Consider the following 25,295-nt stretch of genomic DNA (forward strand, 5'->3'; position numbering starts at 1 on the left):
GAGGCCGCCGCCGATGAATCCGACGATCCCCGATCTGCGCCAGCTTCGCTATTTCGTCGCCGTGGCCGAGGAGCAGCATTTCGGCCGCGCGGCGGCGCGCCTGTCGATGACGCAGCCGCCGCTCTCGCAGGCCATTCGCGCGCTGGAGGAGACGCTGGGCGTGGAGCTGTTTGCGCGCACGCGCCGTTCGGTCGAATTGACGGCCGTGGGCGCCGATCTGCTGCCGGAGGTGAGGCGCCTGCTGGCGAGCGCCGAAGCGCTGCGGCCGCTCGCCCAGAGCCTCGCGCGCGGCGAGGCGGGCGTGCTCGCGCTGGCCTTCGTCTCGACCGCCGACTACGGCTTGCTGCCGCTCTTGCTGCGCGACTTCGGCGCGCGCTATCCGCGTGTGCGCCTGCAGCTCGCCGAAGCCACGAGCGATGTGCAGGTGGAAGAGCTGGTGGCGGGCCGCATCGACGCGGGTCTCGTGATCGCCCCCGTGCCGCCACGCCACGCGGCCCAGCTTGCTTACCAGCCGGTCGCGCGCGAGCCGCTCGTGGTCGCCATGCCCTCGGCGCTGTCGGCGCGCCTTGGCGGTCCTTCAGCCGACGACTGGCACGATGAGCCCGTGAGCCTGCGCGATCTCGCCGATGCGCCGCTCGTCGTCTTCCCGCGCCATCTGGCCCCCGGTTTCTACGACACCATCATGGACTGCTACGGCGCGGCGGGTCTCGCACCCCTGATCGGCCAGGAAGCGATCCAGATGCAGACGATCGTGAGCCTCGTCTCGGCCGGCATGGGCGTGGCGCTCGTGCCGCAGTCGCTGCGCCATCTGCGGCGCACGGGCGTTGTGTACCGGCCGCTCGCCGGGGCGGTGCCGGCCATCGAAACGGGGCTCGTCTGGCGCTCGGCCGAGGTGAGCCCGGTGCTCGCGGCGTTCATCGAGATCGTGCGCGCGCATGCGGCGACGGCGGGCTGGCCGGCGCGCGAGGGCTAGCCGGAAGCCGGGCCGACCGCGTCGATCATCTGTCGCCGTTACACTCGCGGCGCAGCGCCAAACGTGCATTTTGGTTCGCGCCCCCTCGCGTCGGCGATAATGTCACGCCGTGACGCGCCGGCGGCGAACCTCGTCGCTTTGCAAACGTCCAACGTGCCTGGCCCGCTTGTGTGAGCGGCGCGGAACTGCTTACAACCCGATTTCAATCGATATCGCCGACAAGACTTCATCCACGATGCTCATCCACCCGAACTTCGACCCCGTCGCCATTCATCTGGGGCCGCTCGCCGTGCGCTGGTACGGCCTCATGTATCTCGTCGGCTTCATTCTGGCGATCGTGATCGGCCGTCTGCGCCTGCGTCTGCCTTACGTGGCCGCGCAGGGCTGGACCGCGAAAGACATCGACGACATGCTGTTCTACGGCGTGCTCGGCACGATCCTGGGCGGGCGCCTGGGCTACGTGCTGTTCTACAAGGCGAGCTGGTATTTCGCGCATCCGCTCGACATCTTCAAGGTGTGGGAAGGCGGCATGTCGTTTCACGGCGGCTTCCTCGGCGTGACGTTCGCGATGGTGCTGTTCGCGTGGCAACGCGGCCGCACCTGGCTGCAAGTGACGGACTTCGTCGCGCCGATGGTGCCCACGGGGCTCGCCTTTGGCCGTCTTGGCAACTTCATCAACGGCGAACTGTGGGGCCGCGTGACCTCGCCCGATTCGCCGTGGGCCATGCTGTTTCCGGGCGCCGCGAACGACGACGCCGCGTGGCTCGCCGCGCATCCGCAACTGGCCGCGCAGTGGCACCTGAACGAAGTGTTCGCGCAGTACCATCTGCTGCCGCGCCATCCGTCGGAACTGTACGAAATCGCTCTGGAAGGCATTGCGCTGTTCATCGTGCTGATTCTGTTCGCGCGCAAGCCACGCCCCGTTGGCGCGATTTCGGCCATGTTCCTGATCGGCTATGGTCTCGCGCGCTTCACGGTCGAGTTCGCACGCGAACCCGATGACTTCCTCGGCCTGCTGGCGCTCGGCCTCTCGATGGGCCAGTGGCTCTCGCTGCCGATGATCATCGTGGGTATCGGCCTGATGGCGTGGGCGTATCGTCGCGCCAAACGCGGCAAGGACGGCGCACAGGTAGCAGGCGCGAAGAGCTGACGCGCACGCGAACGCGCCACGCGTTTTAGCCCATGAAAAAGGCCACGGTTTTCACCGTGGCCTTTTTGCTTGCGTGGCTTGTATCGCGCGCTTTACTTCATCTGCACCGAGCCGGAGACGTTGACCGTCACCGTGGACGTGCCGCCTTCGAGCGGCACCGGTGCCGACATCTTCGCGTCAGCCGAAGCGGCGCGCGCGCTCATCATCATCATGGGGCGCGGCATCACGCCCGAGTGCCCCACGTTCACGTCGCGAATCGTGTAGCTGCTGTAGCCGAACGCGCGCGTGGCCGAAAGCGCCTGGTCACGGAACGAGGCGATGGCCTGGCCCGACAGCTTTTGCTCGGCGGCGCGCTGTGCCTCGGGCGACAGCGAGAATTGCACGTTGCCCACCTGCATGATCGACGAGAGATCGCCGGCGAGCTTCGATGCCGCCGCGAAATCATGCGACTCGAGCACGACTTCCGTGCGGCCGCGCCAGGCGGAGATGCGCCCGTCGCGATCCGTGGAAGGGAAGATCGAGAACTGGCCGGAATGCGCGGTCACGCCAGCGACGCCTCTGGCGCGTTGAAGCGCGGAGTCGGCTCGTTGATTGAGCGTCGCGGTGAGCGAGGCCGGATCGTTCGCTTCCTGCTCGTAGAACAGCGTAATGTTGACGACGTCCTGAGGCACTTCGGCGCTCGCCTGCGCAGACAGCGAAAGCACGCCCGAGGGCTGCTGGAAGCGCGCGTCGCTCTGTGCGAACGCGGCGCCCGGCGCGAGCGTCATGGCGAGGGGGAGGGCGGCAGCCAATGCGGCGGCGAGCGTAACGGCGGTTTTTCGGTTCATTGAGGCTCCTTGCAGAACTGGCGTCGCGCGCGAGGCATACGTGAGCACGCGCGACTGTGCGCGATTGTGCTTGAAGTCGCGCACGAATGCTGTGTGCGTGCCCGGCCGCCCTGCGTCGCGGCAGAACCGAACCGCATCACATCAGATGTTTCGTGATGAAGTTCCACTCGGCCGTCGTGACCGGCGTGATCGAAAGGCGATTGCCCCTGGCGAGCACGCGCATGTCCGCGAGTTCCTCGTGCTCGCGCAAGGCGGCGAGCGCAATCAGCGGGCACTTCTTCTTGAACACGACGTCGACGAGCATCCAGCGCGGATTCTCGTGCGTCGATTTCGCGTCGTAGTAAGCGCTTTTCGGATCGAACTGCGTGGGATCGGGGTAGGCCGTGGACGACACCTGCGCGATGCCCGCGATGCCGGGCTCGGGGCAGCTCGAGTGATAGAACAGCACGCCGTCGCCTTGCTGCATGGTGTCGCGCATGAAATTGCGCGCCTGGTAGTTTCGTACGCCGGTCCAGGGCAGCGTGCGCTGCGGCGCGTTTGCGAGGTCGTCGATGCTTGCTTCGTCGGGTTCGGACTTCATCAGCCAGTAGCGCATGAGTCGAAGTTCACGTCGAAAGGGGAGAGGGGCGAGTGTGCATGCCGCGACAAACGCCAATGCACGCCGCACAAAGGAAAACGGCATCGGACTGTGGTCCGATGCCGTTTGAATAGGTCCCCGCCATAGCCGCTAGGCCGGCATCCTGAACCGAGGGTTCAGAATTGGTCGCAGTTAGCAGCACTTCGGGTACATCAGACTGTGTGACGCGCACGCCCGTGCTACAAATTTCCGCAACCGTGCACATGGCATTGGTTCAAGGAATATATGACCTTGGCGAACCAGGCAGGGAAGCTGACTAAACTGTTTGGCAGCGTGTTTAGAAACGCGCGTTTCTAAACAAATCAACGCTACCTTTGAACAACATCATACCGCACGTTGCTGCGTAATACTGCGGCTTACAACCGCGGCGTACATCAGCGCTTATTGCACACCGTACTGGTGAATCACAGCGCCGAGTTGTTCGTTCATTTGGCGCATTGTACGACGGATTTCTTCGGCTGGGAATGCTTCCCCGTGACGCACGCTGGTTTGCAGGCGCAGCAGTTCCGAGGCGAGCGAGAGCGCCGCCATGACGGCGATGCGATCGGTGCCGCGCACGTTGCTGTGATTGCGGATCTTCGACATTTCGGCATCCACGCGCGCCACGGCTTCGAGCAGCGCCTGTTCCGTTTCCGGCGAACAGACGAGGCGATAGGTTTGGCCGAGTATCGTCGCTTCGATCTGCTTGGTGGTCATGCATTTTCTCCGTGGCGGGCCGCGTTGCTGTCGTCGTCGTTGCTCTGCGACGGCTCGAGCAGATCGAGCTGGTTGTCGCGCTCGTTACCGGCGCGTGCGCGTGGCAGCTTTTCGAGGATCGCGTTCAGACGCACCTGCGCATCGTCGATCTTGGCCGAGAGGGCATCGCGCTCTGCCTGCAGCGCGGCGCGCTCCTCGCGGACCTGTTCGAGTTCGGTGCGTGTTTCGTCGCATTGCGCACGCAGCTGCGCGAGTTGCTCTTCGAGTGCGAGGCGTGCTTCGTGTTGGCGCTGATTAATCTCGATCAGCCGCCCGATGTTTTGTGAGAGTGTTTCGAGTTCGTTGAGCATGTGCTGCGTCCTCTAAAGACAGGCATTCTAGCGCGGATTAACGCGTATTTTGATAATTGTGTCGTTTCCAGACGTAACAACCCGGCTTCTTACCCGAATCAGGCACAAAACCCTCGCTACGTGTGCTGCATACGCCGGGCGGGAACGTAATTTGCCAGGGCCGCGCACAAAGCGCATCGTCTCGATCGTGGTCTGCGCGTTATAACATCACGGATTCATGGTCTTTTGCCAGTGCTTTCGCGAACCGCTTGTGCCACGCGTCATGCAGAATCCCTGGCGACCAAAATACTGCGCTCTGTCGCGGCCTGCGTATACCCCTGCTGTCTTTCTGTGCGAGCTTGATTGAAATCCGCTGCCGAGTTCCCCGATGCGTTCCATGAGCCGCGATGAGTCCCATGCTGTGCCACCTGTGCCACCTGTGCAGCCGCTCCACGCGCTGCCGCGCCGCTCGATGAGCGCGCGCCGTGCGTGCATGATCTGGGGCGCGCTCGCAGCCGTGGCGCTCGGGGTGTTCGCTGCCTCGCTCGCAACCGGCAGCGTGAGCGTGACGTTTGCGCAGGCGCTGGCGGCGCTCGCTCCCGCGCATGACGTGCACGGCGCGCCGGACATGGCGATCGAAATCGTGCGTACGTTGCGCTTGCCGCGCGCGTTGGCGGGGTTTGCATGTGGCGGCTTGCTCGCGCTGGCGGGCGCGCTGCTGCAGGTGCTGCTGCGCAATCCGCTGGCGGAGCCCTATGTGCTCGGCGTGTCGGGGGGCGCTGCCGCGTTCGCGCTGGTCGCGATGATCGCGGGCGTGGCGTGGTGGGGCGTGCAGGCGAGCGCATGCGCGGGCGCGTTCGTTTCGATCCTCCTCGTGCTCGGCCTTGCGCGCCGCGAGTTATGGCGCGGCGAGCCGCAAGACAGCTCGCCGCGGCTGCTCCTGACGGGCGCGGTGACGGCCGCAGGCTGGGGCGCAGTGATCACGCTGCTGCTCACGCTCGCGCCCGACACGCGTCTGCGCGGCATGCTGTTCTGGCTAACGGGCGACCTCAATGGCGCGGCCACGCCATGGCCCGCGCTCGCGACGCTTGGCGTGGTCCTTGCGTGCATCGTGCCCGCCGCGCCAATGCTCAACGTGCTGCTGCGCGGCGACGCTGCTGCGCAGGCGCTCGGTGTGCCGGTGCTGCGTCTGCGCGTGGGCATTTATCTTGCCGCGTCGCTCGCGGCGGCCGCTGCCGTGACGACGGGCGGCACCATCGGCTTCGTAGGGCTCGTCGTGCCCCACATGCTGCGTCTCGCGTTCGGCAACGACCAGCGCATGCTCGTGCCCGCTGCCGCGCTCGCGGGCGGCGTGGCCGTGATGGGCGCGGACCTCGTCGCGCGTACGGTGGCGGCGCCTGCGCAGTTGCCGGTGGGCGTCGTGACTGCGCTCGCGGGCGTGCCCGTGTTCCTGTGGATGCTGCTCGCGAGGCGCGGACGATGAGCGATACGCATCCTTCCCTGCTCGCGGTCCACGCGCTCACGTTGCGTGCGGGCGCGCGCACGCTCGTGGAATCGCTCACGCAAAGGTTTGCCGCCGGCGAAATCTGGTGCGTGGCGGGCGCGAATGGCGCGGGCAAGACCACGCTGATCGGCGCGCTCGCGGGCCTGGGCGAGCCCTCGGCGGGACGCGTCGAAGTGGAGGGCATCGCGCTCGCGCAGTGGCCGCCGCTGCACCTCGCGCAGCGCCGCGCACTGATGCCGCAGGACCAGCGTGACGCCTTCAGCGCGAGCGTGATCGACACCGTGCTGCTCAATCGCTATCCGCATCTTTCGGGCTGGGGCTGGGAAGGCGACGCCGATCGCGCCGCCGCGCACGCCGCGCTCGCCACGCTCGGCCTCGAAGCGTTCGCCGCGCGCGATGTGCTGTCGCTTTCGGGCGGCGAGCGCCAGCGTGTCGCGCTCGCCGCCGCGCTGTGCCAGGGCGCGCCGCTCCTGCTGCTCGACGAGCCGCTCGCGCATCTGGACCTGCATCATCAGATTGCCTGTCTCGAAGCGCTTTCGCACTGGGTGCGCAGTGAAGCGCGGACAGTGCTGTTTTCGTGCCACGATCTCAATCTTGCGCGGCGCTTCGCAACGCATGCGCTCCTGCTCGACGGCCGCGGCGGTTTTCACGCAGGCCCTGTGCGCGATGTGCTCACGCCGGAGCGCGCGAGCGCCGCATTCGGTCATCCGCTCGTGCTGATCCGCGAGGGCGCGCACGAGGCGCTTGTCCCCGCACTCGGCTCGACATCTTCATCACCGCATTCGCCGGGATCGAACGGCGTGCACTAGTGCGCCGCTGTCGCCCGCATCACTTCGAAACGAAATACACCATGACGTCATCGCTTACCGAACTGCTCGCCGTCGAACCGCTCGACCTCTCGTTGCGCGACGAACTGCAACGCCTCATCGACACGAAGACCAAACCGCCCGGCAGTCTCGGCCGGCTCGAAACGCTGGCGCGCCAGCTCGGCATGATCCAGGGCACGACGCGCCCGAGCGTCGAGCGTCCCGTGATGATCGTGTTCGCAGGCGACCACGGCATCGCTGCCGAAGGCGTGAGCCCATACCCGCAGGCCGTCACCGCGCAGATGGTCGCGAACTTCGTGGCTGGGGGCGCGGCCATCAACGTGTTCAGCGACGTGGCGGGACTCACGCTCGAAGTCGTCAACGCGGGCGTGGCGACGCCGCTGCCGCCGTCGCCGACCCTCGTCGATGTGCCCATCGCGCACGGCACGCGCAACTTCGCGCGCGAGCGCGCCATGACGCGCGACGAAGCCATCGCCGCGCTCGCGGCGGGCGCCGGGCGCGTGCGCCATCACGCGGCACTCGGCACGAACGTGATCGGCTTTGGCGAAATGGGCATTGCGAACACGTCGTCGGCCGCTTGCCTGATGAGCCGGCTGTGCGGCGTGCCGATCGACGAATGCGTCGGGCGCGGCACCGGCCTCGACAATGCGGGCCTTGCGAAAAAGCGCAATGTGCTCGCGGCGGCGCTCGCGCATCATGCCGACGCGCGCGAGCCGCTCGACGTGCTTGCCGCGTTCGGCGGCTTCGAGATCGCGATGATGGCGGGCGCGTACCTCGAAGCGGCGCGCTCGCGCATGGCGATTCTCGTCGACGGCTTCATCGCCACCTCGGCGCTGCTCGTGGCCGACGCGCTCGCGCCGAACGTGCGCGACTACTGCGTGTTTGCGCACGCATCGAACGAAGCGGGGCATCGCCGCATGCTCGATCACTTCGGTGCGCGCGAACTGCTCACGCTCGACCTGCGTCTGGGCGAGGGCACGGGCGCGGCGCTCGCGGTGCCGCTGCTGCGCGCGGCGGTGGCGTTCCTGAACGACATGGCGAGTTTCGAGTCGGCCGGCGTCGACAATCGCAGTGATCGCCACGCCTGAGCGCCGCGCGATGAATCCACTGGCGGAACTGCGCTATTTCTTCACTGCGCTGGGCTATTTCACGCGCGTGCCGGTGCCGCGCTGGGTGGGCTTCGAGCCCGCGTGGCTCAACGCGGCGGCGCGCTACTTTCCGCTCGTCGGCGCGTTGATCGGGGCGCTTGGCGCGCTCGTCTATCTCGCCGCGTTGCGCGCGTTTCCGGCGAACGTGGCCGTGCTGCTGTCGATGGCCGTCACGCTCCTCGCGACGGGCGCCTTCCACGAAGACGGTCTCGCCGACTGCCTCGACGCATTCGGCGGCGCGTACGACCGCGAGGACGTGCTGCGCATCATGCACGATTCGCGCATCGGCGCGTTCGGCGCGATCGGCCTCGCGGTGGCGCTCGCGCTCAAGTGGCAGACGCTCGCGGCGCTGCCGCCGGCGCGCGCCGCGATGCTGATGATCGCCGGCCACGCCGCGAGCCGCGCTTGCGCGATCAGCTATCTCGTCTCGCTCGAGTATGTGCGTCCAGAGGGCAAGGCCAAGCCCGTCGCGCAGCGCATGAGCGTGCCCGCGTGGCTGTGCGCGTGCGTGTTCGGCTTGCCATGGCTGTTCTGGCCGGTGTGGTCCGGCGCGCCCGACTGGCGCGCGGGCGCCGCGACGCTCGGCGTGCTCGCGGTGTTGCGCTATGTGCTGGGGCGCTACTTCGTGCGCCGCATCGGCGGTTATACGGGCGATTGTCTCGGCTTCGCGCAACAGGTGTTCGAGATCGCCATCTACCTCGTGGGGCTCGCATGGATCTCGTTCTGATCCGCCATCCCGCCGTGGCGGTGGATGCGGGCATGTGCTACGGCGCGAGCGACGTGCCGCTCGCGGGCGACGCGACGCAGCAGGCCGTGTCGCTCGCCGGGCGGATTGCGGCGCTCGGCGTGCGCGAACCGCAGCGTATCGAAACGAGTCCGCTCACGCGCTGCGCGAGCGTGGCGGCGGCGCTCGGCGATCTGCGCGGCCCCACGCCGCAAGCCGAAGCACGCCTCGCAGAGATGGATTTCGGCGCGTGGGAGATGCAGCACTGGGACGCGATCGAGCGCGCGCAGATCGACGCATGGGCCGCGAATTTCGAGCATGCGCGCGAGCACGGCGGCGAGAGCGTCGCGCAGTTCGATGCGCGCGTAAGCGGCTGGTTCGACACGCTCGACGCGCGCGAGAAGTCCACCGTTTGGGCCGTCACGCATGCGGGCGTGATGCGCACCGTCACGGCGCGCGCGCTCGGCGTGCCGCTCGCGCGCTGCGTGCGCTGGCCGCTGGAGATGGGCGCGATCGTGCATTTGCGTTACGACGCGTCAAGCGCCCTGTGGCTGCTGGCGCGCTGGAACGCCTAGCGAGTCGATTCGGAGATCGAATCAATGCGCCGCGGCGTTGCGCGAGCGGGCGAGGTCGAGATCCTTGCACAGCTGCGCCGCGCCCTGCGCGATGCGCGGTGTGGGGCGCGTGAGCAGATCGCCGTCGATGGCGAAGAGATTGCCGTGGGCGACGGCGGCCAGCGCCGGCCAGGTACGCCAGCGCTCGAGGCTCGGCAGCGGGCGGTCCGGCGACGTCGCGCCTTGCGACGCGGTGACGATCGCATCGGGATTGGCGGCGAGGACGGCTTCAGTCGTTACCGTCGGCACGAGCGGTTCGAGCGCCGCGAACACGTTGCGGCCGCCGCAGAGCGCGATCACGTCGCTGATCATGTGCGAGCCGTTGAGGGTCATCAGCGGCTGATCCCAGACTTCGTAGAACACGCTCACGGGTGCGCGCTGCGCATAACGCGCGCGCAGCTGTGCGATGTCGCGGCGGTAATCCGTCGCGGCGGCCTGCGCGGTGTCTTCAGTGCCGAGCAGCGCGCCGAGGCGCGTGAGCGAGGTCGCGACATCGTCGAGCTTGTGCGGCTCGCTGAAAAAGAGGGGGATGTGCAGCGCGCGCAGACGATCGAGCTGTTGCTGCGCGTTGCCGTGACGCCAGACCACGATGAGGTCGGGCTTGAGCGCGGCGATGCGTTCGAGGTCGAGCGCGCGGTTGTCGCCCACGCGCGGCACCTTTTGCGCTTCGGGCGGATAGTCGCTGTAGGCCACGGCGCCGACCACTTTCGCGCCGCCGCCCGCGGCGTAGAGCAGCTCGGTCACGTGGGGCGCGAGGCTCACTACGCGCTGCGCAGGCGCGGGGAGGGTGACGGTGTCGCCCGCGTCGTCGATGGCGGTGACGCTCGCATGCGCGGCGCACGGCAGGAGCGTCGCGGCCAGCAGCGCCAACGCCGTGGTGGCCGCGCGCATCAACCGATCGCCCGCATGGCTTGCCCGAGTGCGCTTTCGAAGCGCTGCCACTCGCCCTCGGACGCGGGCAGGCCGAAGCGCAGGCTGGCCGGCGCGTCGAAGCGGCGCGTCCACACGGCGTGGCATGCGAGCGCGTCCTGCAGCGCGGGCGCGCGCGGGTCCGTGATCCAGGCGAACAGCGGCGTGGCGTGCGGCGTGAAGCCGTGAGCGCGCAGCAGCGCAACGAGGCGCGCGCTGTCGGCGGCGAGGCGAATGCGCATTTCGTTCTGCCACGCGCTGTCTTCGAACGCATGGGTGACGGCGTGGCGTGCCGGCCCGCTCACGGTCCACGCGCCCAGCTGTGCGCGCAACGCGGCCAGCAGGGCGGGGGCGCCGAGCGCGAAGCCGCAGCGCGCGCCCGCGAGCCCGAAGAACTTGCCAGGCGAGCGCAGCACGACGAGTCCTTCTCGGCTCGTTGCGCGCGCAAGCGTTTCGGAGCGCTCGTGGCCGAGGGCATCGGCAAAGGCTTCGTCGACGATCAGCGTGCCGCCGCGCGTCGCGAGTTGCGCATGCCAATGCAGCAGGTGGGCGGCAGCCAGATGCGTGGCCGTCGGATTGTTCGGATTCACCACGACGGCGTGCGTGACGGTATCGGGCAGCGCGTCCTGCGTGACGTCGAGCGGCACGATCTCATGGCCCGCGCGTGCGAACGCCGGTGCGTACTCGCCGTAGGTGAGCGGCGCGATGGCTACACGGGCGCGCGGCAGCAATGCCGGCAACGCGCGGATCGCGGCCTGACTGCCCGCCACCGGCAACACGTGGCGGGCGTCGGGTGCGCCGTAGTAGCGCGCCGCGCAGGCGGCAAAGCCGTCGCCGTCGTCGGGCAGGCGCCGCCATGCCGTGGGCGGCACCGGCGGCACCGGGTAGCCATGCGGATTGATGCCGGTTGAGAGGTCGATCCAGGCGTCCCAGGCGATGCCGTAACGCTGCGCGGCTTCGTGCAGATTGCCGCCGTGCGCGACGAGTGCGGTTGGCTGCTCAGACATGCGTCGCCACGCTCACGAAGGCCAGTGCGAGCAGCGCCGCGAGCCACAAAATGGTGGTGCGCTCGACGAGCCGCAAGGCCGCATCCACGTGCTGCGCGCGCGGCGGCGAGCCCGCGCCGAGCGCCGGGCGCTCCTCCAGCAAGCCGTGATAGACGGCCGCGCCGCCCAGCAGCACGTTCAGGCTGCCCGCGCCGGAGGCCATCACCGGGCCCGCGTTCGGGCTCTCCCAGCGATGCGCCTGGTCGCGCCAGCAGCGCAGCGCCATGCGCGTGTCGCCGAGCAGCGCGTAGCTCGCGGCCGTGAGGCGCGCGGGAATCCAGTTGAGCCCGTCGTCGATGCGCGCGGCCGCCCAGCCAAAGCGCAGGAAGCGCGGCGTGCGGTAGCCCCACATGGCATCGAGCGTGTTGGCGAGGCGGAACGCGAGGGCGCCCGGGCCGCCCGCGATCGCGAACCAGAACAGCGCGCCGAAGATCGCGTCGTTGCCGTTTTCGAGCGCCGACTCGACGGCCGCGCGCGAGAGCGCGGTGGCGTCCGCCCCGGCTGTGTCGCGCGAGACGATGCGGCCCGTCAGCTCGCGCGCGGCGGCGAGGTCGCGCCGGGCGAGCGCGGCGCCGATCGGCGCGATGTGCTCCGTGAGGCTGCGCGCGCCGAGCGCGAACCAGAGCAGCGCGACGTGCAGCGCCCAGGCGAGCGGCCAGGGCAGCAGCGCGCACAGCAGCGCGGCGACGATGACGGGTGGCGCAACGGCGGCGAGCCATGCGACGAGGCCGAGCGGTCGGCCGCGGCGGCCCGTGTTCAGGCGCGCTTCGATGCGGTTCGCGTACTGGCCGAAGGCGACGAGCGGGTGCGCGCGGCGCGGCTCGCCGAGCCAGCGGTCCACAGCGACGCCGGCCACGGCGAGCGCGGCGGTGACGGGTAGCGAGAGCATCATGAGGTCCCGCTCGGCGCCTTGAGCACCAAAGGCAGGCCCGCGGCGACGAGCGTGGCGCGGTCGGCGAGCGCCGCGATGCGCTGATTGAGGCGGCCGAGTTCGTCCACGTAAAGGCGCGTGGCCGCGCCCATCGGCACGACGCCCATGCCGATCTCGTTGCTCACCACGAGCACCGTGCCTTGTGCGCGCTCGCAGGCGGCGGCGAAGGCGTCGAGGCGCTCGCGCCAGTCGGGCAGCGGCGCTTCGGAATCGGCGGGGCAAAGCAGGTTCGCGAGCCACAGCGTGAGGCAGTCGATCAGCACGCACTGGCGAGGCCCCGCCGCTGTATCGAGGGCGAGAGCGAGATCGAGCGGCGCCTCGGCGAGCGCCCAGTCCGCGGGCCGCCGCGCGCGATGGTGGCCGATGCGCTCGGCGAACTCGGTGTCGGCCGTCACGCGCGCGGTGGCGACATAGGTGACCGGCAGGCCGCTCGCGGCGGCGAGGCGTTCGGCGTGCGCGCTCTTGCCCGAGCGCGCGCCGCCGACGATGAAGGTGAGATCGCGCGAATTCATCGCGTGATTGTAACGGCTGCGCCCAGGCTCGCTCTTGTCCCATCGCCCAATGTCGCGCCGTGGTCCTGCATCGGGCGGCGGGGCGATGGGATAATGCGCGTTCGCCTTCGCAGCCCACCCAAGCGCTTCATGACCGCCACGCTACCCGCCATGCCCCGCGTACCCAACGGCACGCTGATGATCCAGGGCACGACCTCCGACGCCGGCAAGAGCACGCTCGTCGCCGGCCTGTGCCGCCTCGCGCGCCGCGCGGGTGTGCGCGTCGCGCCGTTCAAGCCGCAGAACATGGCACTGAACAGCGCCGTGACCGTGGATGGCGGCGAGATCGGCCGTGCCCAGGCGCTGCAGGCCGTCGCCGCCGGCATCGAGGCGCATACCGACCTCAATCCGGTGCTGCTCAAACCCAACAGCGACCTCGGTTCGCAGGTCATCATCCACGGCAAGGCGCGCATGAATCTCAACGCGCGCGCGTACCAGGACTACAAGCCGCTCGCGCGCGAGGCCGTGCTGGCGTCCTATGCGCGTCTGCGCGCGCGCTACGACACGGTGTTCGTGGAAGGCGCGGGCAGCCCCGCCGAAGTGAATCTGCGCGCCAACGACATTGCCAACATGGGTTTCGCGGAGGCGGTCGATTGCCCGGTCGTGCTCGTGGCCGACATCGACCGGGGCGGCGTGTTCGCGCATCTGATCGGCACGCTCGCCTGTCTTTCGGAGAGCGAGCGCGCGCGCGTCAAAGGTTTCGTCATCAACCGCTTCCGCGGCGACCGCACGCTGCTGGAGCCCGGCCTCGCCTGGCTCGAGCAGCAGACGGGCAAGCCGGTGCTGGGCGTCGTGCCGTATCTGCACGGCCTCACGCTCGACGCCGAGGACATGCTGCCGGGCGCCGCCCACAGCGGCGCCCAGGCCGGCGGCGAGACGCTGCGCGTGGTCGTGCCGGCGCTGCCGCACATCAGCAACCACACCGACTTCGACGCGCTGCGCGCCCATCCGCAGGTCGATTTCACCTACGTGCGCACGGGCGAAGCGCCGCCCGCCGCCGATCTCGTGATCCTGCCGGGCTCGAAGAACGTGCGCGACGACCTCGCGTGGCTGCGCGCCCAGGGCTGGCAGACCGCGCTCGCGCGGCATCTGCGCTATGGCGGGCGCGTGATCGGCATTTGCGGCGGCATGCAGATGCTCGGCCGCGCGATTGCCGATCCGCATGGCGTGGAGGGCGAGCCGGGCGCGGTCGAGGGCTTCGGCTGGCTCGACTACGAGACCGTGCTCACGCGCGAAAAGACCTTGAAGAACGTGACGGGCGCGCTCGCGCTGGAGGGCGCGCAAGGGCATGCAGACGAGGGCCCGGCGCGCGTGGCGGGCTACGAAATCCATATGGGCGAGACGCGCGGGCGCTCGCTCGAATCGCCCGCGCTGTGGCTCGCGGAGGCAGACGCGGGGGCGACGCGCCCGGATGGCGCGCGCTCGGCGGACGGCCAGATTCTCGCGACCTACGTGCACGGCCTCTTCGACACGCCGCAGGCGTGCGCCGCGCTCCTGCGCTGGGCCGGGCTCGCGCAGGCGCGCGCGGTGGACTACCCGGCGTTGCGCGAGGCGTCGCTGGAGCGGCTGGCGGACACGCTCGCGGCGAGCCTCGATCTGGAGAAGGTGTTCGGCGTCATCGGCTAAAAGTGCAGCTAAAAGCGCGGCTGACCGGCTCAGTAGAGCACCATCTGCGTACAGCGGAACAGCGCGATGGTCTTGCCGTCCGGGCCGCTCACGGTGGCGTCCCAGACCTGGGTGCTGCGCCCGAGGTGCACGCCCTTCGCCACGGCCGAGATGGTGCCTTCGCGCGCGGTGCCGAGATGATTGCTCTTGATCTCGATGGTCGTGAAGTTCTTCGCGTTGGGCGGCAGGTGCGCGAGGCAGGCGTAGCCGCAGGCGGTGTCGGCGAGGCCGATCACCGTGGCGGCATGCAGGAAGCCATTGGGGGCGAGCAGGTCGCTGCGCACGTCGAGTTCGGCGCGCAGCAGGCCTTGCTCGAGGACCAGCGGCCGAAAGCCCAGCAAATCGGGCAGGCGGCCGCGCTGCCGCTCGAGCAGGGATTCGATCGTGATGTCGTGGCGTAGCGTGCTCATGGTCGGTCAGTCTCCTTGATTTGATATGAACATTGCAGGTGCGCGCTCGTGGGGGGCTTCGGCGGCGCGCAATTTGCCGATAATATCGGACGGTTGATTCGGGGCGCCGGCTCGTCTGCAAGGCGCCTCGCCAGGTATCGAACAACGCATCACGCAAAAATCACGGCAATCCGGCTGGCCTTGCGCCAGCCATCCTGACGGGAGCATTCATGACGGTAATCGTGGTGGCGAATCCCAAGGGCGGCGTGGGAAAGAGCACGCTGTCCACCAATCTGGCCGGCTATTTCGCCGCACAAGGCGAGTGGGTGGCGCTCGCGGACCTCGACCGGCAGCAGTCCTCGCACGCCTGGCTCGATCTGCGGGCCGCGACGCTGCCGGCCATCGAAAGCTGGCAGGTCGATCTGGACAACCCGGCGAAGCCGCCCAAGGGGCTCGAGCACGCAGTCATCGACACGCCCGCCGGCCTGCACGGCAACCGGCTCCAGGCGATCATCGAGCTGGCGGACAAGGTGATCGTGCCGCTGCAGCCCTCGATGTTCGACATTCTCGCCACCCAGGACTTCCTGAACCGCCTCGCCAAGGAAAAGTCCGTGCGCAAGGGGGCGATCCAGGTGGGCGTGGTGGGCATGCGGGTGGATTCGCGCACGCGCTCGGCCGAGCAGCTGCAGCGCTTCGTCGAGGGCCTCGAACTGCCGGTGCTGGGGTATCTGCGCGACACGCAGAACTACGTGCAGCTCGCCGCGCACGGCCTCACGCTGTGGGACGTCGCGAAGAGCCGGGTCGAGAAGGACCTCGACCAGTGGCAGTCGATTATCGGCTGGGTCGACGGCAAATAAGCACGCCGGTACGGCGGCGCGGGCCCGGTGAGCCGCGCCGGCCTGACCCGCGTGTCAGCTCCAGGCTTGCGTGGGCACGTGGTCGCGGCTGCCCTTGATGCGGTTGTTCTCGTCCACGAACACGAGGTCCGGCTTCCAGCCGGCCTTGAGCTCTTCCTCTTCCACGTTCGCGAACGCCGCGATGATCACGAGGTCGCCCAGTTGCGCGCGGCGCGCGGCCGAGCCGTTCAGCGAGATCATGCCGCTGCCGCGCTCGCCCTTGATCGCGTAGGTCGTGAAGCGCTCGCCATTGTTGATGTTCCAGATGTCGATACGCTCGTTTTCGACGATGTTCGCCGCTTCGAGCAGGTTTTCGTCGATGGCGCACGAGCCTTCGTAGTGCAGCTCGCAGTGCGTGACCGCGACGCGGTGGATCTTCGACTTGAGCATATGGCGTTGCATGGAGGGTCTCCTCAGGCGAGCGGGCGCGCGGCCCGCCGCGGGTAAGCGGAATCTGGGGGGATCGGGTGAAAGCGGGACGGCGCGGCCGCCCGCGGCCCTCAGATCTCGAGGTTGTCGATCAGGCGCGTCGCGCCGAGCTTCGCGGCGGCCAGCACGACGAGCGGCGACTCGGCGTCGCCGGCCACGCCCGGTGCGGGCGGCAGCAGGTTCGCACGCTTGCGGATCGCGATGTAGTCGGGCTTCCAGCCGCGCGCGGCGAGCGTCGCCATGGCGTCGAGTTCGAGCTGCTGGAAGTCGCGGCGGCCCGACAGCACCGACTCGCGGATCGCGCGCAGCACGCCCGCCAGTTGCGGCGCCTCGGCGCGCTCGGCTTCCGTGAGGTAGCGGTTGCGCGAGCTGAGCGCGAGGCCGTCGGTGTCGCGCACCGTTTCGGCGGCGATCACCTCGGTCGGCAGCGCGAACTGGTTGCACATCGCGCGCACGATCATGAGCTGCTGGTAGTCCTTCTTGCCGAACACGGCCACGCGCGGCTGCACGCACGACATCAGCTTCATGACGACCGTGCACACGCCCTCGAAGAAACCGGGGCGGAATTCGCCTTCCAGAATGTCGCCGAGGTCGTGCGGCGGGCGCACGCGGTACTCCTGCGGCTGCGGATACATGTCGCGCTCGGTGGGCGCGAACAGCACGTAGACGTTTTCCTTCTGCAGCTTCTCGATGTCGTCCTGAAGCGTGCGCGGATACTTGTCGAAGTCCTCGTTCGGGCCGAACTGCAGCCGGTTGACGAAGATACTCGCCACGACCGGGTCGCCGTGCTGGCGCGCGAGGCGCATCAGCGAGAGATGGCCTTCGTGCAGGTTGCCCATGGTCGGCACGAACGCGGTGCGGTTTTGGCCGCGCAACTGGTCGCGCAATTCCTGAATCGAGCTAATGACTTTCATGATCGGATGCTTTATGCCTCGCGCGGGGCAAGACTTGGGTTGCACGGCCGCAAGCCAGAGACCCGGACGAAGGGCCGCGAGCGGACGTCGCGCGCCCGGTCCGCGCGAGTGGCGCGGTGTGCCCCGTATATGGGACGAGACCGGGCAGGCGCGGGCGATTGTAGTGGATTTGTGAATGCGGCGCACCCGCCTCGGGTAGGGGGTTGTCCTGGCGTTCCGCTGTGCGGCCCGGCGCAGGCATCTGCGCGATGCGGTCCTATTTATTGGCTCGCCGCGCGCGGACCCGGGCAAGGCCGGGCCGAGGATCAGGCAGGCAGATACGCGAGCCGCACGTAGATCGGCGCGAACGGCTCGGGCTGGGTGATCTCGATGAGCGATTCGCGCGACAGCTCCAGCATGGCGATGAAGTTCACGATCACGACGGGCACGCCGCGCGTGGTGTCGAACAGCTCGGAGAACTCCATGAAGCGCTCGCCCTGGAGCCGGCGCAGGATGATGCTCATGTGCTCGCGCACCGAAAGCTCCTCGCGCGAGATCTTGTGATGCTGGACGAGCTTCGCGCGCTTGATGACGTCGGCCCACGCGGCGCGCAGGTCGTTGCTGTCCACGTCGGGAAAGCGCGGCGTGATGCTCTGCTCGATATAGACCTCGGCGCGCAGGAAGTCGCGGCCGAGCTGCGGCAACTGGTCCAGGCGCTGGGCGGCGAGCTTCATCTGCTCGTATTCGAGCAGGCGGCGCACGAGTTCGGCGCGCGGGTCCTCGGCTTCCTCGCCGGTATCGGCCTTCTTGACCGGCAGCAGCATGCGCGACTTGATCTCGATGAGCATGGCCGCCATCAGCAGATATTCGGCCGCGAGTTCGAGGTTGGTCTTGCGCAGTTGCTCGACATAGCCGAGGTACTGGGTCGTGACCTCCGCCATCGGGATGTCGAGGACGTTGAAGTTCTGCTTGCGGATGAGGTACAGCAGCAGGTCGAGCGGGCCTTCGAAGGTCTCGAGGAAGACTTCGAGCGCATCCGGCGGGATGTAGAGGTCCTGCGGGAGCTTGAAGAGCGGCTCGCCGTAAAGGCGTGCGAACGCGACGCCGTCGACCGTGTCGGGCGTCGAGTCGGTCGTGGGCGTGGTCAGCGCCTCACCGGGCGTTTGTCCGGCGGCGTGGCCCGCGTGACTGGCCGCGTGCTCGCCTGCGGGCGGCGCGCCGGCCCCGTCGGCCTCGGCCATCAGAAGTTCTGGTAGTAGACGTAAGACGTCTGCTTCACGCGCGAAGCCTGCTGGCGCTCGCGCTCGTCGAGGTCGATCGGCTGCTTGTCCCACAGGAGCGCGCGGCCCTTGCGTTGCTGTTCTTCGAGCTGCGGCTTTTGCTGCTTGAGCTGGTTGATGAACTGCGTGATGTCCGACTGATACATGGCTGACGTCCGTCCAGTAAGGCGGGGCGCCTGATTGCGCCGCGCCGCTAATTCTGTCGGCGGCAATTTTACCGCAAGCCAACGCCGCGGAACATCCGCCCGGGCGGAATGCGTTGGCCATCCCCGAGGCCGCCCCGCGCGTGCCATCGGCCCGGCCGCGCCCGCCGTTGTGGCACGCTTTGCACCTCCTCCTGGGGTTTTGACGCGCCGATGTGGTGAAATAACGCGTTTGCGCCCGTTGCCGCTTCCCGTGCCCTGCGCGCGAGCGGCGCAACCGGTGGCAACCAGTTCTACGACGGCCGGAGGTGGCGTTTGGCGGGATGGGTGATCGAAGCATTGTGCGCACGGCGGCGCCCCTCGCGGGCGGCGCGGCCACGGCTCGCCGCGTGCCTGATCGTGTGCCTCACCGTGTGCTCCGCCGTGGCGCCGCCCGCCCGGGCCGACATCCTGACCACCCTCCTGCCGTGGATGCGCCCGCGCACCTACTACGACGTCGAGATCCAGGCCTCCCCGCGCGACCTGCGCAAGCTGCTCGAGACGCACCTCGACATTGCGCGCTTTGCCACGCGCTCGGACGTGAACGAGGACCAGTTCGAGTTCCTCGTGACCGCGACGCCGCAGCAGGTGCGCGACCTCGCCTCGACGGCGGGCTATTTCACGCCGGTCGTACGCACCGACGTGCGCACGATCGACGGCCGGCGGCACGTGCGGGTGAGCGTCGACGCGGGGCCGCGCACGACGATTTCGTCGGTGAAGCTCGTGTTTCGCGGCCCGGTCCTCACGGAAGACCCGGCGCAGGAGAACACTGCGCGCTTCGCATTCTCGTTGCACGAAGGCGACGCCTTTACGCAGTCGGGCTGGGACGACGCCAAGAACGCCTCGCTCAAGGCGCTGCAGGCGCGCCGCTACCTCGGCGCCAAGATCACGTTTTCGGAGGCGCGCGTCGATCCGCTCAGGCATGACGCGCAACTTTCCGTAACGTTCGACAGCGGGCCGACCTTCACGCTGGGCAAGCTCGACGTTTCGGGCCCGCGGCGCTATCCGGGCTACATCATCGACAACGTGAATCCGCTTTCGCCGGGCGAAATCTACGACCTGAAGCGCGTGGCCGAACTGCAGCGCCAGGTGCAGAACACGCCGTACTACGCGAGCGTGGCGATCGACGTCGACGCGAACACGCAAAAACCGCTCGAGACGCCCGTGCACGTGAAGGTGAGCGAGTTCCCGTACAACAACTTCCGCGGCGGCGTGGGTTATTCGACCGACACCGGCGCGCACGTCCAGGGCTCCTACACCTACCTGAACACGTTCGGGGCGGCGTGGCCATTCCAGGTGCAGGGGCGGCTCGACCAGATCCAGAAGTTCGGTCAGGTCCAGCTTTCGATGCCGCCGGGTCCGCGTGCCTGGACCAACAGCCTCGTCGCTTCCTACACGACGACCGACGTCTCGGATACGAACATCTATAGCGCGCGTGTCGGGGTGCAGCGCACGCGCACCTCGCAGAACATCGACTACGCGTACGCGCTGATGTTCTACGACGACCGTCTCACGCAGAACGTCGGGCCGTCCTCGCGGGCCTATGCGCTCGTGCCGACCTGGGGCTGGACGCGCCGCAACGTCGACGATCCGCTCTTTCCGCGCTCGGGCAACATCATCCGCATGGAGGCGGGCCTCGCGCTCAAGAACGTGGGCGCCGAGCAGAGCTTCCTGCGCGCCTACATGCGCGGCCAGCAATACCTGCCGATCGGCCACAGCGACATCATGGTGTTCCGCGCGGAGCTGGGCGGCGTGTTCACGAGCGGCCCGTCGAGCGGCATCCCCGCGTCGCTGCTGTTCCGTGCGGGCGGTTCGAACTCGGTGCGCGGCTACTCGTTCCAGAGCATCGGTAACGACCAGTCGGGCTCGATCCTGCCGACCAAGTATCTCGTCACCGGCTCAGTGGAGTACCAGCACTGGTTCAGCCACGACTGGGGCGGCGCGGCGTTCTTCGACGTCGGCACCGCCACCGATACCTGGGGCGAAAAGGAGTTCGATCCCGGTGCGGGTATCGGCGCGCGCTGGCGCAGTCCCGTCGGGCCGGTCAACCTCGATCTCGCCTATGGTTTTCGCACTCACAGCGTGCGGCCTTATCTGACACTCGGGATCGCCTTCTGATGATGACGCGCTCGCTGCTCCGCTTCGCAACGCTTCCTGCGCCGCACGGCGAGGGGGGCGCATGAGCGCGCGCCGTTTTGCTGCGGTGGCATGGCAGCCCGCCACGTTCGCGGTGCCGCCGGGGGAGGCTGGGCGCAGCCCGGACGATGAAGCGCGCGGGGAACCCGGCGGCCATGGAGGCAATGGCGGCGACGGCGGCGCGGGTGATAAAAATGCGCCGCCGCGGCGCCGCGGGCCGCGGCTCTGGAAGGCGCTTGCCTGGGCGATCGTCGTGCCGGTGCTGCTGGTCGGGCTCGTCGCCGGCTTGCTCTATGGCGTGCTGACCACCGAGCGCGGCACGGCCTACGCGTGGCGCGCAGCAGTCAGGCTGCTCGACGGCAAGCTCGCGGGCCGGTTCGAAGGCGGCACGCTCGCGAGCGGCGTGCGCTTTTCCAACCTGAGCTGGCGCGGCACGGACGGCACCACGTTCAAGGTCGACCGCATCGGCGGCCAATGGGAGCTGCAGGGCTTCGGCCAGAAGCCGTGGCGCTTCGTGGTGGACTATCTGCACGCCGGCGACATCGAGATGCGCATCGTGCCGTCGCACGAGCCTTCCTCACCGATGAAGCTGCCGGAAAACCTTCAGTTGCCGCTCGGGCTCGAGATCCGCGACCTGCAGGTGGACAAGCTTACAGTGCACGAAGGCACCTCGACCAACGAGTTCTCGCACTTCCAGTTCCACGGACGCAGCGACGGCCGCCATCACGAGGCCGCCATCGAGCGTCTCGACACGCCCTTTGGCGCGGTGAGCGCCGAGGCGAAGCTCGATGGCGTGCGGCCGTTCGCGCTCACCGGCGACCTGGGCTACTCCGGCAAGGTGAACGGCGAAGACGTGCAGGTCAGCGCAAACCTCGCCGGCTCGCTCGAGGCGCTCACGGCCGATGTCGAGGCAAGCGGCATGAAGCTCACCGGCCGCGCGCACGTGGAGGCCACGCCGTTCGCTTCCGTGCCGCTGCAGCGCGTCACGCTCGCGTTCGATCATGTCAATCCGCAGGCGTTCGCGCCGGGCGCGCCGTTCGCCGACCTCGCGGTGCGTGCGCAGCTGCAGCCGGTGCCGGGCGGCACGGCGGGCGTGCCGGCGGCGCTCGCGGCGGTGGCTTCGGGGGCGGCGGCGGTGTCGGACGTGACGCCGGCTTCCGCGCCGGCGCTCGCATCGGCGCCGGCGGGCGGCGCGAAGCCCGATGCCGCGGCGGCAGCCTCGGCCGCGGCCGACGCGGCCCGCGCGCGCAGCAACGCGGCGGGTTTCACGGTGGCGGGCGCGGTCTCGATCGTGAACGCGAAGCCGGGCGCCATCGACGAAAAGTTGCTGCCGCTCATCGACGCCCACGCCGACGTCGTGCTCGATGCGAAGACGCAGCGCATCCCGAAGCTCGCCGTGCGTCTCGTGAAAAACGCGACGGTCACCGGCGGCGGCACGATCAGCGGGCGCGACGGCCGTTTCGACCTGAAGGTGGCCGGGCTCGACCTCAACGCGATCCAGTCGAGCGTGCGCGCGACGCAATTCGCGGGGCCGGTCGGCGTGCGGCTGAACGGCGACGTGCAAAGCGTCACGCTCGATCTCGCCGATCCGAGGGCGGCGCTGCGCGTGCAGGGCAAGATCACGCAGGACCCCGCGCGCCTGTCGCTCAACGACGTGCGGCTGACTTCGGGGGCGGGGCGCATCGACCTGTCGGGTGCGCTCAAGCACGACGCCAGCTCCACCTATCAACTCAAGGCGGTGCTGACCAATTTCGATCCGCTGTCGCTCACGTCGCAAACACCGGCGCGCACGGCCGCCAAAACACCTGCGCCGGCCGCCCGGCCGCGGCCCGCGCCCCAGTCCGCCGCCGATGCGTTCAACCCGCAGCGCAATCTCGCGCTCAATCCGGCGCTGAACCCGTCGCTCAACCCCGCACAATCGGGCGAGCAGGCCGCCGAGCAAAAGCGCGTCGAGAACGCGAAAGAGAGCAGCCCGGGCGGGGCGGCCGAGCCCCACGCGAAGCCGCGACCGGCCACGCGTCCCGCAGCGCGGCGCATCGAGGCGCGCGTGAACGGCACGCTCAACGCGAGCGGCACGCTCGCGCCCACCTTCACGACGCGGGCCGAGTTCAAGCTTGGCCCGAGCGTCTACGACGACCTGCCGCTCACGGGTCAGGGCCTCATCCAGCTGGCAGGCTCGCGCATTCTGCCAAGCCGCGCGAACCTCTCGGTCGCGGGCAATACCGTGGATCTGCAAGGCAGCTTCGGCGCGCGGGGCGACCGCCTGCGCTTTCGCGTGGATGCGCCGCAGCTCGACCGGCTCGGCTTTGGTATCGCGGGCCAGCTCGCGGCGAACGGCGACGTCATCGGCACCTTCGCCCATCCCGACGTCTCGCTCGACTACAAGGCCGACCACGTGGTGTTCGGCGATAACCGCGTCGGCCATGCCGAAGGCCGGGCGCTCGCGCGCGACGGCGCGAACGGCGCGCTCGCCTTCAGCACCGACGCGAGCGACATCGCCGTGGCGGGCGTCGATATCACGACGCTCACCGCGCGCCTCGACGGCACGCGCGCGAAGCACACGCTCACCGCGAGCGCGAAGGGCAAGGTCCAGGGCCAGCCGATCGACTTCGTGGCGGCGGCCAACGGCGGCCTCCAGGACACGCGCGAAGGCACGCGCTGGAACGGCACGGTGACGCAACTCGAGAACCGCGGCGTGCCCGGCGTGAAGCTGCAGTCGCCGCTGACGGTGAGCGCGGGCCCCGGCAAGGTCACGCTCGGCGCGACGCGCATCACGGGGGAAGGCGCCTCGCTCGAGCTGAAATCGTTCGATCTCGACCATGGCCGCATCCGCTCGGCGGGCACGCTCACCAATGTGTCGCTCGCGCGCATCATGCAGATCCGGCAGCAGTTCACGGGCGTGCCGTCCACGCTCAGGACCGACCTGATCTTCGACGGCGACTGGGACTTCTCCGTGGGCCCGACGGCCACCGGCTACGTGCAGATCAAGCGCCGCTCGGGCGACATCACGACCGAGGTCGGCCGCGGCTTTGCCTCGCTCGGCGTGGGCGACCTCAACGTGCGCGCGGCCTTCAGCGGCGGCAACCGCCTCACGCTCACGGCGCACGCGCTGGCGAGCCGCGTGGGCATGCTCGACATCGACGCCTACACGACGCTCATGCCGCGCGACGGCATCCTCACCGTCGCGGACGAGGCGCCGATCGGCGGCACCATCAAGGCGAACGTGCCTTCGCTGAGGAACACGGGCGGCATGCTCGGCCCGACTTACCTGCTCGACGGCCATCTCGCGCTGCAGCTCGCACTCGGCGGCACGGTCGCGAAGCCGAACCTCACGGGCTCGCTGGTCGGCGACGGCATCTCGGCCACCATGGTCGACCAGGGCGTGGAGCTGAAGGACGGCGTGATCCGCATCGCGCTCTCGCAGAACCTCGTCGACTTCCAGCAGGTGGAGTTCCACGGCGCAACGAGCGGCACGCTGCGCGCGAAGGGCCAGGTGCGGCTCGACAACGCCGAGCCCGATCTCACCGCGAGCATCGTCGCCGACAAGCTCGAGCTTTTCGCTTCGCCCGACCGCAAGCTGTCGCTCTCCGGCAGCGCGAGCATCGCCAACGGCGGGCATCTGGGCGGCATGCAGATCGACGGCAAGTTCACGGTCGATCGCGCGCTGTTCGACATGCCGGAGTTGCCCGCGCCGTCGCTCGGCGACGACGTCGTGATCGTGCGCCCCGACGGCACCACGGTCGGCGGCAGGCCGCCCATCGAAGAGACGGCGTCGACCAGGCCCGCGCCGCGCTTTGCCCCGCGCGCGAACGTCGACATCGATCTCGGCCACGACTTCCGCTTCCGCGGGCAGGGCGCGGATCTGGGCCTGGCGGGCACGATTACGGTCAATAGCGCGCCGGACGTCCCGCTGCGCGCGGTCGGCAACGTGCGCGTGACCGAAGGCTCCACTTACACGGCGTTCGGCACCAAGCTCAATATCGAAAACGGCTTCTTCACGTTCAACGGGCCGGTGGGCAATCCGGGCATCAACATTCTCGCAATGCGGCGCAACCAGCAGGTCGAGGCGGGCGTGCAGGTCACCGGCACCGTGCAGGCGCCGGCGGTGCGGCTCGTTTCCGAGCCCAACGTGCCCGATAACGAAAAGCTCTCCTGGCTGCTGTTCGGGCACGGCACCGACCAGGGCAACAACCTCGGCCAGCAGAGCGCGATGACGACGGCGCTCGCCCTGCTCGGCAGCGCGCAAGGCAAGCGCATTGCGCAGAGCATCGGCCTCGACGAATTTTCGATCGGGCGCAGCGAGGTGGGCCTGACCGACACCGAGGTCGTGATGATCGCGAAGGCCATCAACCAGCGTCTCGTGATCGGCTATGAGCAGGGCCTGCAGTCGGCGTCGAACGCGGTGAAGGCCACGATCAACCTCTCGCGCTACTGGTCGCTGGTGGTGTACGGCGGCACCTTCAACGGTGCCGATATTCTCTATACGCGCCGTTTCGATCGGCTGCGTCGCTAGCGCCTCGAAAAATCAGGCGCAAAAAAAACGCCCCTCGCAAGGGGCG

General features: G+C 68.8%; 24 protein-coding genes and 1 other RNA gene. 11 read left to right on the forward strand and 14 right to left on the reverse strand.

Annotation, left to right across the window (positions count from 1 at the left end; all coding sequences use genetic code 11):
• Positions 1–13: 13 nt before the first annotated feature.
• Together AB4Y35_RS11635 and lgt are read left to right on the forward strand one after the other, a co-directional pair.
• Positions 14–973 carry a LysR family transcriptional regulator gene (locus tag AB4Y35_RS11635; RefSeq protein ID WP_368704500.1) on the forward strand — a complete coding sequence of 320 codons (960 nt, stop codon included), beginning with the start codon at positions 14–16 and terminating at the stop codon, positions 971–973.
• 235 nt (positions 974–1,208) lie between these two features.
• Positions 1,209–2,123, forward strand: a complete 915-nt coding sequence (gene lgt, locus AB4Y35_RS11640) for a prolipoprotein diacylglyceryl transferase (protein ID WP_324160849.1) — start codon at positions 1,209–1,211, stop codon at positions 2,121–2,123.
• 92 nt (positions 2,124–2,215) lie between these two features.
• Here the strand turns inward: lgt and AB4Y35_RS11645 are convergent, their stop codons facing one another.
• The 5 genes from AB4Y35_RS11645 to AB4Y35_RS11665 all read right to left on the reverse strand — a co-directional run bounded on the left by AB4Y35_RS11645 (position 2,216) and on the right by AB4Y35_RS11665 (position 4,633).
• Positions 2,216–2,950 carry an SIMPL domain-containing protein gene (locus tag AB4Y35_RS11645; protein WP_324160850.1) on the reverse strand — a complete coding sequence of 245 codons (735 nt, stop codon included), beginning with the start codon at positions 2,948–2,950 and terminating at the stop codon, positions 2,216–2,218.
• 136 nt (positions 2,951–3,086) lie between these two features.
• On the reverse strand, positions 3,087–3,545 hold the full coding sequence (locus AB4Y35_RS11650) for an EVE domain-containing protein (RefSeq protein WP_368704501.1): 459 nt from the start codon (positions 3,543–3,545) through the stop codon (positions 3,087–3,089).
• A gap of 113 nt (positions 3,546–3,658) precedes the next feature.
• Positions 3,659–3,840, reverse strand: a non-coding RNA gene (ssrS, locus tag AB4Y35_RS11655) — 6S RNA.
• Between the two features lie 128 nt (positions 3,841–3,968).
• Positions 3,969–4,283 (reverse strand): cell division protein ZapA, encoded by a 315-nt coding sequence (locus AB4Y35_RS11660; RefSeq protein WP_042268772.1) that lies wholly within the window; start codon positions 4,281–4,283, stop codon positions 3,969–3,971.
• Positions 4,280–4,633, reverse strand: a complete 354-nt coding sequence (locus AB4Y35_RS11665) for a hypothetical protein (RefSeq protein ID WP_028207759.1) — start codon at positions 4,631–4,633, stop codon at positions 4,280–4,282. The genes AB4Y35_RS11660 and AB4Y35_RS11665 overlap by 4 nt, the downstream gene beginning before the upstream one ends.
• Positions 4,634–5,084: 451 nt before the next feature.
• Between AB4Y35_RS11665 and AB4Y35_RS11670 the strand changes: the two genes are divergently transcribed.
• Genes AB4Y35_RS11670 through cobC form a run of 5 tightly spaced genes read left to right on the forward strand, consistent with a single transcriptional unit; the run spans position 5,085 to position 9,390 of the window.
• Positions 5,085–6,095: a FecCD family ABC transporter permease gene (locus AB4Y35_RS11670; protein ID WP_368704653.1), complete on the forward strand. Its 1,011-nt coding sequence runs from the start codon at positions 5,085–5,087 to the stop codon at positions 6,093–6,095.
• A complete protein-coding gene (locus AB4Y35_RS11675; protein WP_368704502.1) occupies positions 6,092–6,925 on the forward strand; it encodes an ABC transporter ATP-binding protein in 834 nt (277 codons plus the stop codon). The genes AB4Y35_RS11670 and AB4Y35_RS11675 overlap by 4 nt, the downstream gene beginning before the upstream one ends.
• 41 nt (positions 6,926–6,966) lie before the next feature.
• Positions 6,967–8,031 carry a nicotinate-nucleotide--dimethylbenzimidazole phosphoribosyltransferase gene (gene cobT / locus AB4Y35_RS11680; RefSeq protein WP_368704503.1) on the forward strand — a complete coding sequence of 355 codons (1,065 nt, stop codon included), beginning with the start codon at positions 6,967–6,969 and terminating at the stop codon, positions 8,029–8,031.
• 10 nt (positions 8,032–8,041) lie between these two features.
• The gene (locus AB4Y35_RS11685) at positions 8,042–8,818 is read left to right on the forward strand and encodes an adenosylcobinamide-GDP ribazoletransferase (protein ID WP_368704654.1); all 777 of its coding nucleotides are present in this window, start codon (positions 8,042–8,044) and stop codon (positions 8,816–8,818) included.
• Positions 8,803–9,390 carry an alpha-ribazole phosphatase gene (gene cobC / locus AB4Y35_RS11690; protein WP_368704504.1) on the forward strand — a complete coding sequence of 196 codons (588 nt, stop codon included), beginning with the start codon at positions 8,803–8,805 and terminating at the stop codon, positions 9,388–9,390. Before AB4Y35_RS11685 ends, cobC begins: the two co-directional genes overlap by 16 nt.
• Positions 9,391–9,411: 21 nt before the next feature.
• Here the strand turns inward: cobC and AB4Y35_RS11695 are convergent, their stop codons facing one another.
• From AB4Y35_RS11695 to cobU, 4 genes are read right to left on the reverse strand one after another with little or no spacing between them, the layout of a single operon-like run.
• Positions 9,412–10,320 carry a cobalamin-binding protein gene (locus tag AB4Y35_RS11695; protein ID WP_368704505.1) on the reverse strand — a complete coding sequence of 303 codons (909 nt, stop codon included), beginning with the start codon at positions 10,318–10,320 and terminating at the stop codon, positions 9,412–9,414.
• Positions 10,320–11,345, reverse strand: coding sequence for a threonine-phosphate decarboxylase CobD (cobD, locus tag AB4Y35_RS11700; protein ID WP_368704506.1), 1,026 nt, complete (start codon positions 11,343–11,345; stop codon positions 10,320–10,322). Before cobD ends, AB4Y35_RS11695 begins: the two co-directional genes overlap by 1 nt.
• Positions 11,338–12,273: a CobD/CbiB family cobalamin biosynthesis protein gene (locus AB4Y35_RS11705; protein ID WP_368704655.1), complete on the reverse strand. Its 936-nt coding sequence runs from the start codon at positions 12,271–12,273 to the stop codon at positions 11,338–11,340. Before AB4Y35_RS11705 ends, cobD begins: the two co-directional genes overlap by 8 nt.
• Positions 12,273–12,827, reverse strand: coding sequence for a bifunctional adenosylcobinamide kinase/adenosylcobinamide-phosphate guanylyltransferase (cobU, locus tag AB4Y35_RS11710; protein WP_368704507.1), 555 nt, complete (start codon positions 12,825–12,827; stop codon positions 12,273–12,275). Before cobU ends, AB4Y35_RS11705 begins: the two co-directional genes overlap by 1 nt.
• A 129-nt stretch (positions 12,828–12,956) precedes the next feature.
• On the opposite strand from cobU, the gene AB4Y35_RS11715 reads away from it, so the two are divergent.
• Positions 12,957–14,492 (forward strand): cobyric acid synthase, encoded by a 1,536-nt coding sequence (locus AB4Y35_RS11715; RefSeq protein WP_368704508.1) that lies wholly within the window; start codon positions 12,957–12,959, stop codon positions 14,490–14,492.
• Positions 14,493–14,521: 29 nt separating this feature from the next.
• On the opposite strand, the gene AB4Y35_RS11720 is transcribed toward AB4Y35_RS11715, so the two are convergent.
• A complete protein-coding gene (locus AB4Y35_RS11720) occupies positions 14,522–14,941 on the reverse strand; it encodes a PaaI family thioesterase (protein WP_069265444.1) in 420 nt (139 codons plus the stop codon).
• A gap of 209 nt (positions 14,942–15,150) precedes the next feature.
• Between AB4Y35_RS11720 and AB4Y35_RS11725 the strand changes: the two genes are divergently transcribed.
• The gene (locus AB4Y35_RS11725; protein WP_368704509.1) at positions 15,151–15,777 is read left to right on the forward strand and encodes a ParA family protein; all 627 of its coding nucleotides are present in this window, start codon (positions 15,151–15,153) and stop codon (positions 15,775–15,777) included.
• A gap of 54 nt (positions 15,778–15,831) precedes the next feature.
• Here the strand turns inward: AB4Y35_RS11725 and panD are convergent, their stop codons facing one another.
• From panD to AB4Y35_RS11745, 4 genes are all read right to left on the reverse strand, one after another.
• A complete protein-coding gene (gene panD, locus AB4Y35_RS11730; RefSeq protein ID WP_069265442.1) occupies positions 15,832–16,218 on the reverse strand; it encodes an aspartate 1-decarboxylase in 387 nt (128 codons plus the stop codon).
• A gap of 98 nt (positions 16,219–16,316) precedes the next feature.
• Positions 16,317–17,159 carry a pantoate--beta-alanine ligase gene (gene panC / locus AB4Y35_RS11735; RefSeq protein ID WP_069265441.1) on the reverse strand — a complete coding sequence of 281 codons (843 nt, stop codon included), beginning with the start codon at positions 17,157–17,159 and terminating at the stop codon, positions 16,317–16,319.
• 305 nt (positions 17,160–17,464) lie between these two features.
• Complete coding sequence (locus AB4Y35_RS11740; protein WP_368704510.1) at positions 17,465–18,379, reverse strand: ScpA family protein; 915 nt, start codon at positions 18,377–18,379, stop codon at positions 17,465–17,467.
• Positions 18,379–18,564 (reverse strand): DUF3460 family protein, encoded by a 186-nt coding sequence (locus tag AB4Y35_RS11745; protein ID WP_069265440.1) that lies wholly within the window; start codon positions 18,562–18,564, stop codon positions 18,379–18,381. The genes AB4Y35_RS11740 and AB4Y35_RS11745 overlap by 1 nt, the downstream gene beginning before the upstream one ends.
• 468 nt (positions 18,565–19,032) lie before the next feature.
• Here AB4Y35_RS11745 and AB4Y35_RS11750 point away from each other — a divergent pair, with 468 nt between their 5' ends.
• Both AB4Y35_RS11750 and AB4Y35_RS11755 read left to right on the forward strand, forming a co-directional pair.
• The gene (locus AB4Y35_RS11750) at positions 19,033–20,718 is read left to right on the forward strand and encodes an autotransporter assembly complex family protein (RefSeq protein WP_368704656.1); all 1,686 of its coding nucleotides are present in this window, start codon (positions 19,033–19,035) and stop codon (positions 20,716–20,718) included.
• Positions 20,719–20,779: 61 nt separating this feature from the next.
• A complete protein-coding gene (locus AB4Y35_RS11755) occupies positions 20,780–25,249 on the forward strand; it encodes a translocation/assembly module TamB domain-containing protein (protein ID WP_368704511.1) in 4,470 nt (1,489 codons plus the stop codon).
• Positions 25,250–25,295: the final 46 nt, after the last annotated feature.

The sequence above is a fragment of the Paraburkholderia sp. EG286A genome, from assembly GCF_040965375.1.
Taxonomy (GTDB): domain Bacteria; phylum Pseudomonadota; class Gammaproteobacteria; order Burkholderiales; family Burkholderiaceae; genus Paraburkholderia.

Excerpts from the sequence above, each read along its gene's own strand:
- AB4Y35_RS11740 (WP_368704510.1), bottom strand. The coding sequence starts at position 18,379 with ATGGCCGAGGCCGACGGGGCCGGCGCGCCGCCCGCAGGCGAGCACGCG.
- AB4Y35_RS11755 (WP_368704511.1), top strand. The coding sequence starts at position 20,780 with ATGAGCGCGCGCCGTTTTGCTGCGGTGGCATGGCAGCCCGCCACGTTC.
- AB4Y35_RS11645 (WP_324160850.1), bottom strand. The coding sequence starts at position 2,950 with ATGAACCGAAAAACCGCCGTTACGCTCGCCGCCGCATTGGCTGCCGCC.
- AB4Y35_RS11635 (WP_368704500.1), top strand. The coding sequence starts at position 14 with ATGAATCCGACGATCCCCGATCTGCGCCAGCTTCGCTATTTCGTCGCC.
- AB4Y35_RS11715 (WP_368704508.1), top strand. The coding sequence starts at position 12,957 with ATGACCGCCACGCTACCCGCCATGCCCCGCGTACCCAACGGCACGCTG.
- AB4Y35_RS11685 (WP_368704654.1), top strand. The coding sequence starts at position 8,042 with ATGAATCCACTGGCGGAACTGCGCTATTTCTTCACTGCGCTGGGCTAT.
- cobU (WP_368704507.1), bottom strand. The coding sequence starts at position 12,827 with ATGAATTCGCGCGATCTCACCTTCATCGTCGGCGGCGCGCGCTCGGGC.
- cobC (WP_368704504.1), top strand. The coding sequence starts at position 8,803 with ATGGATCTCGTTCTGATCCGCCATCCCGCCGTGGCGGTGGATGCGGGC.
- AB4Y35_RS11650 (WP_368704501.1), bottom strand. The coding sequence starts at position 3,545 with ATGCGCTACTGGCTGATGAAGTCCGAACCCGACGAAGCAAGCATCGAC.
- AB4Y35_RS11720 (WP_069265444.1), bottom strand. The coding sequence starts at position 14,941 with ATGAGCACGCTACGCCACGACATCACGATCGAATCCCTGCTCGAGCGG.
- AB4Y35_RS11665 (WP_028207759.1), bottom strand. The coding sequence starts at position 4,633 with ATGCTCAACGAACTCGAAACACTCTCACAAAACATCGGGCGGCTGATC.
- AB4Y35_RS11675 (WP_368704502.1), top strand. The coding sequence starts at position 6,092 with ATGAGCGATACGCATCCTTCCCTGCTCGCGGTCCACGCGCTCACGTTG.
- AB4Y35_RS11725 (WP_368704509.1), top strand. The coding sequence starts at position 15,151 with ATGACGGTAATCGTGGTGGCGAATCCCAAGGGCGGCGTGGGAAAGAGC.
- AB4Y35_RS11695 (WP_368704505.1), bottom strand. The coding sequence starts at position 10,320 with ATGCGCGCGGCCACCACGGCGTTGGCGCTGCTGGCCGCGACGCTCCTG.
- cobD (WP_368704506.1), bottom strand. The coding sequence starts at position 11,345 with ATGTCTGAGCAGCCAACCGCACTCGTCGCGCACGGCGGCAATCTGCAC.
- AB4Y35_RS11750 (WP_368704656.1), top strand. The coding sequence starts at position 19,033 with ATGCGCCCGCGCACCTACTACGACGTCGAGATCCAGGCCTCCCCGCGC.
- AB4Y35_RS11745 (WP_069265440.1), bottom strand. The coding sequence starts at position 18,564 with ATGTATCAGTCGGACATCACGCAGTTCATCAACCAGCTCAAGCAGCAA.
- AB4Y35_RS11660 (WP_042268772.1), bottom strand. The coding sequence starts at position 4,283 with ATGACCACCAAGCAGATCGAAGCGACGATACTCGGCCAAACCTATCGC.
- lgt (WP_324160849.1), top strand. The coding sequence starts at position 1,209 with ATGCTCATCCACCCGAACTTCGACCCCGTCGCCATTCATCTGGGGCCG.
- panD (WP_069265442.1), bottom strand. The coding sequence starts at position 16,218 with ATGCAACGCCATATGCTCAAGTCGAAGATCCACCGCGTCGCGGTCACG.
- AB4Y35_RS11670 (WP_368704653.1), top strand. The coding sequence starts at position 5,085 with ATGAGCGCGCGCCGTGCGTGCATGATCTGGGGCGCGCTCGCAGCCGTG.
- AB4Y35_RS11705 (WP_368704655.1), bottom strand. The coding sequence starts at position 12,273 with ATGCTCTCGCTACCCGTCACCGCCGCGCTCGCCGTGGCCGGCGTCGCT.
- panC (WP_069265441.1), bottom strand. The coding sequence starts at position 17,159 with ATGAAAGTCATTAGCTCGATTCAGGAATTGCGCGACCAGTTGCGCGGC.
- cobT (WP_368704503.1), top strand. The coding sequence starts at position 6,967 with ATGACGTCATCGCTTACCGAACTGCTCGCCGTCGAACCGCTCGACCTC.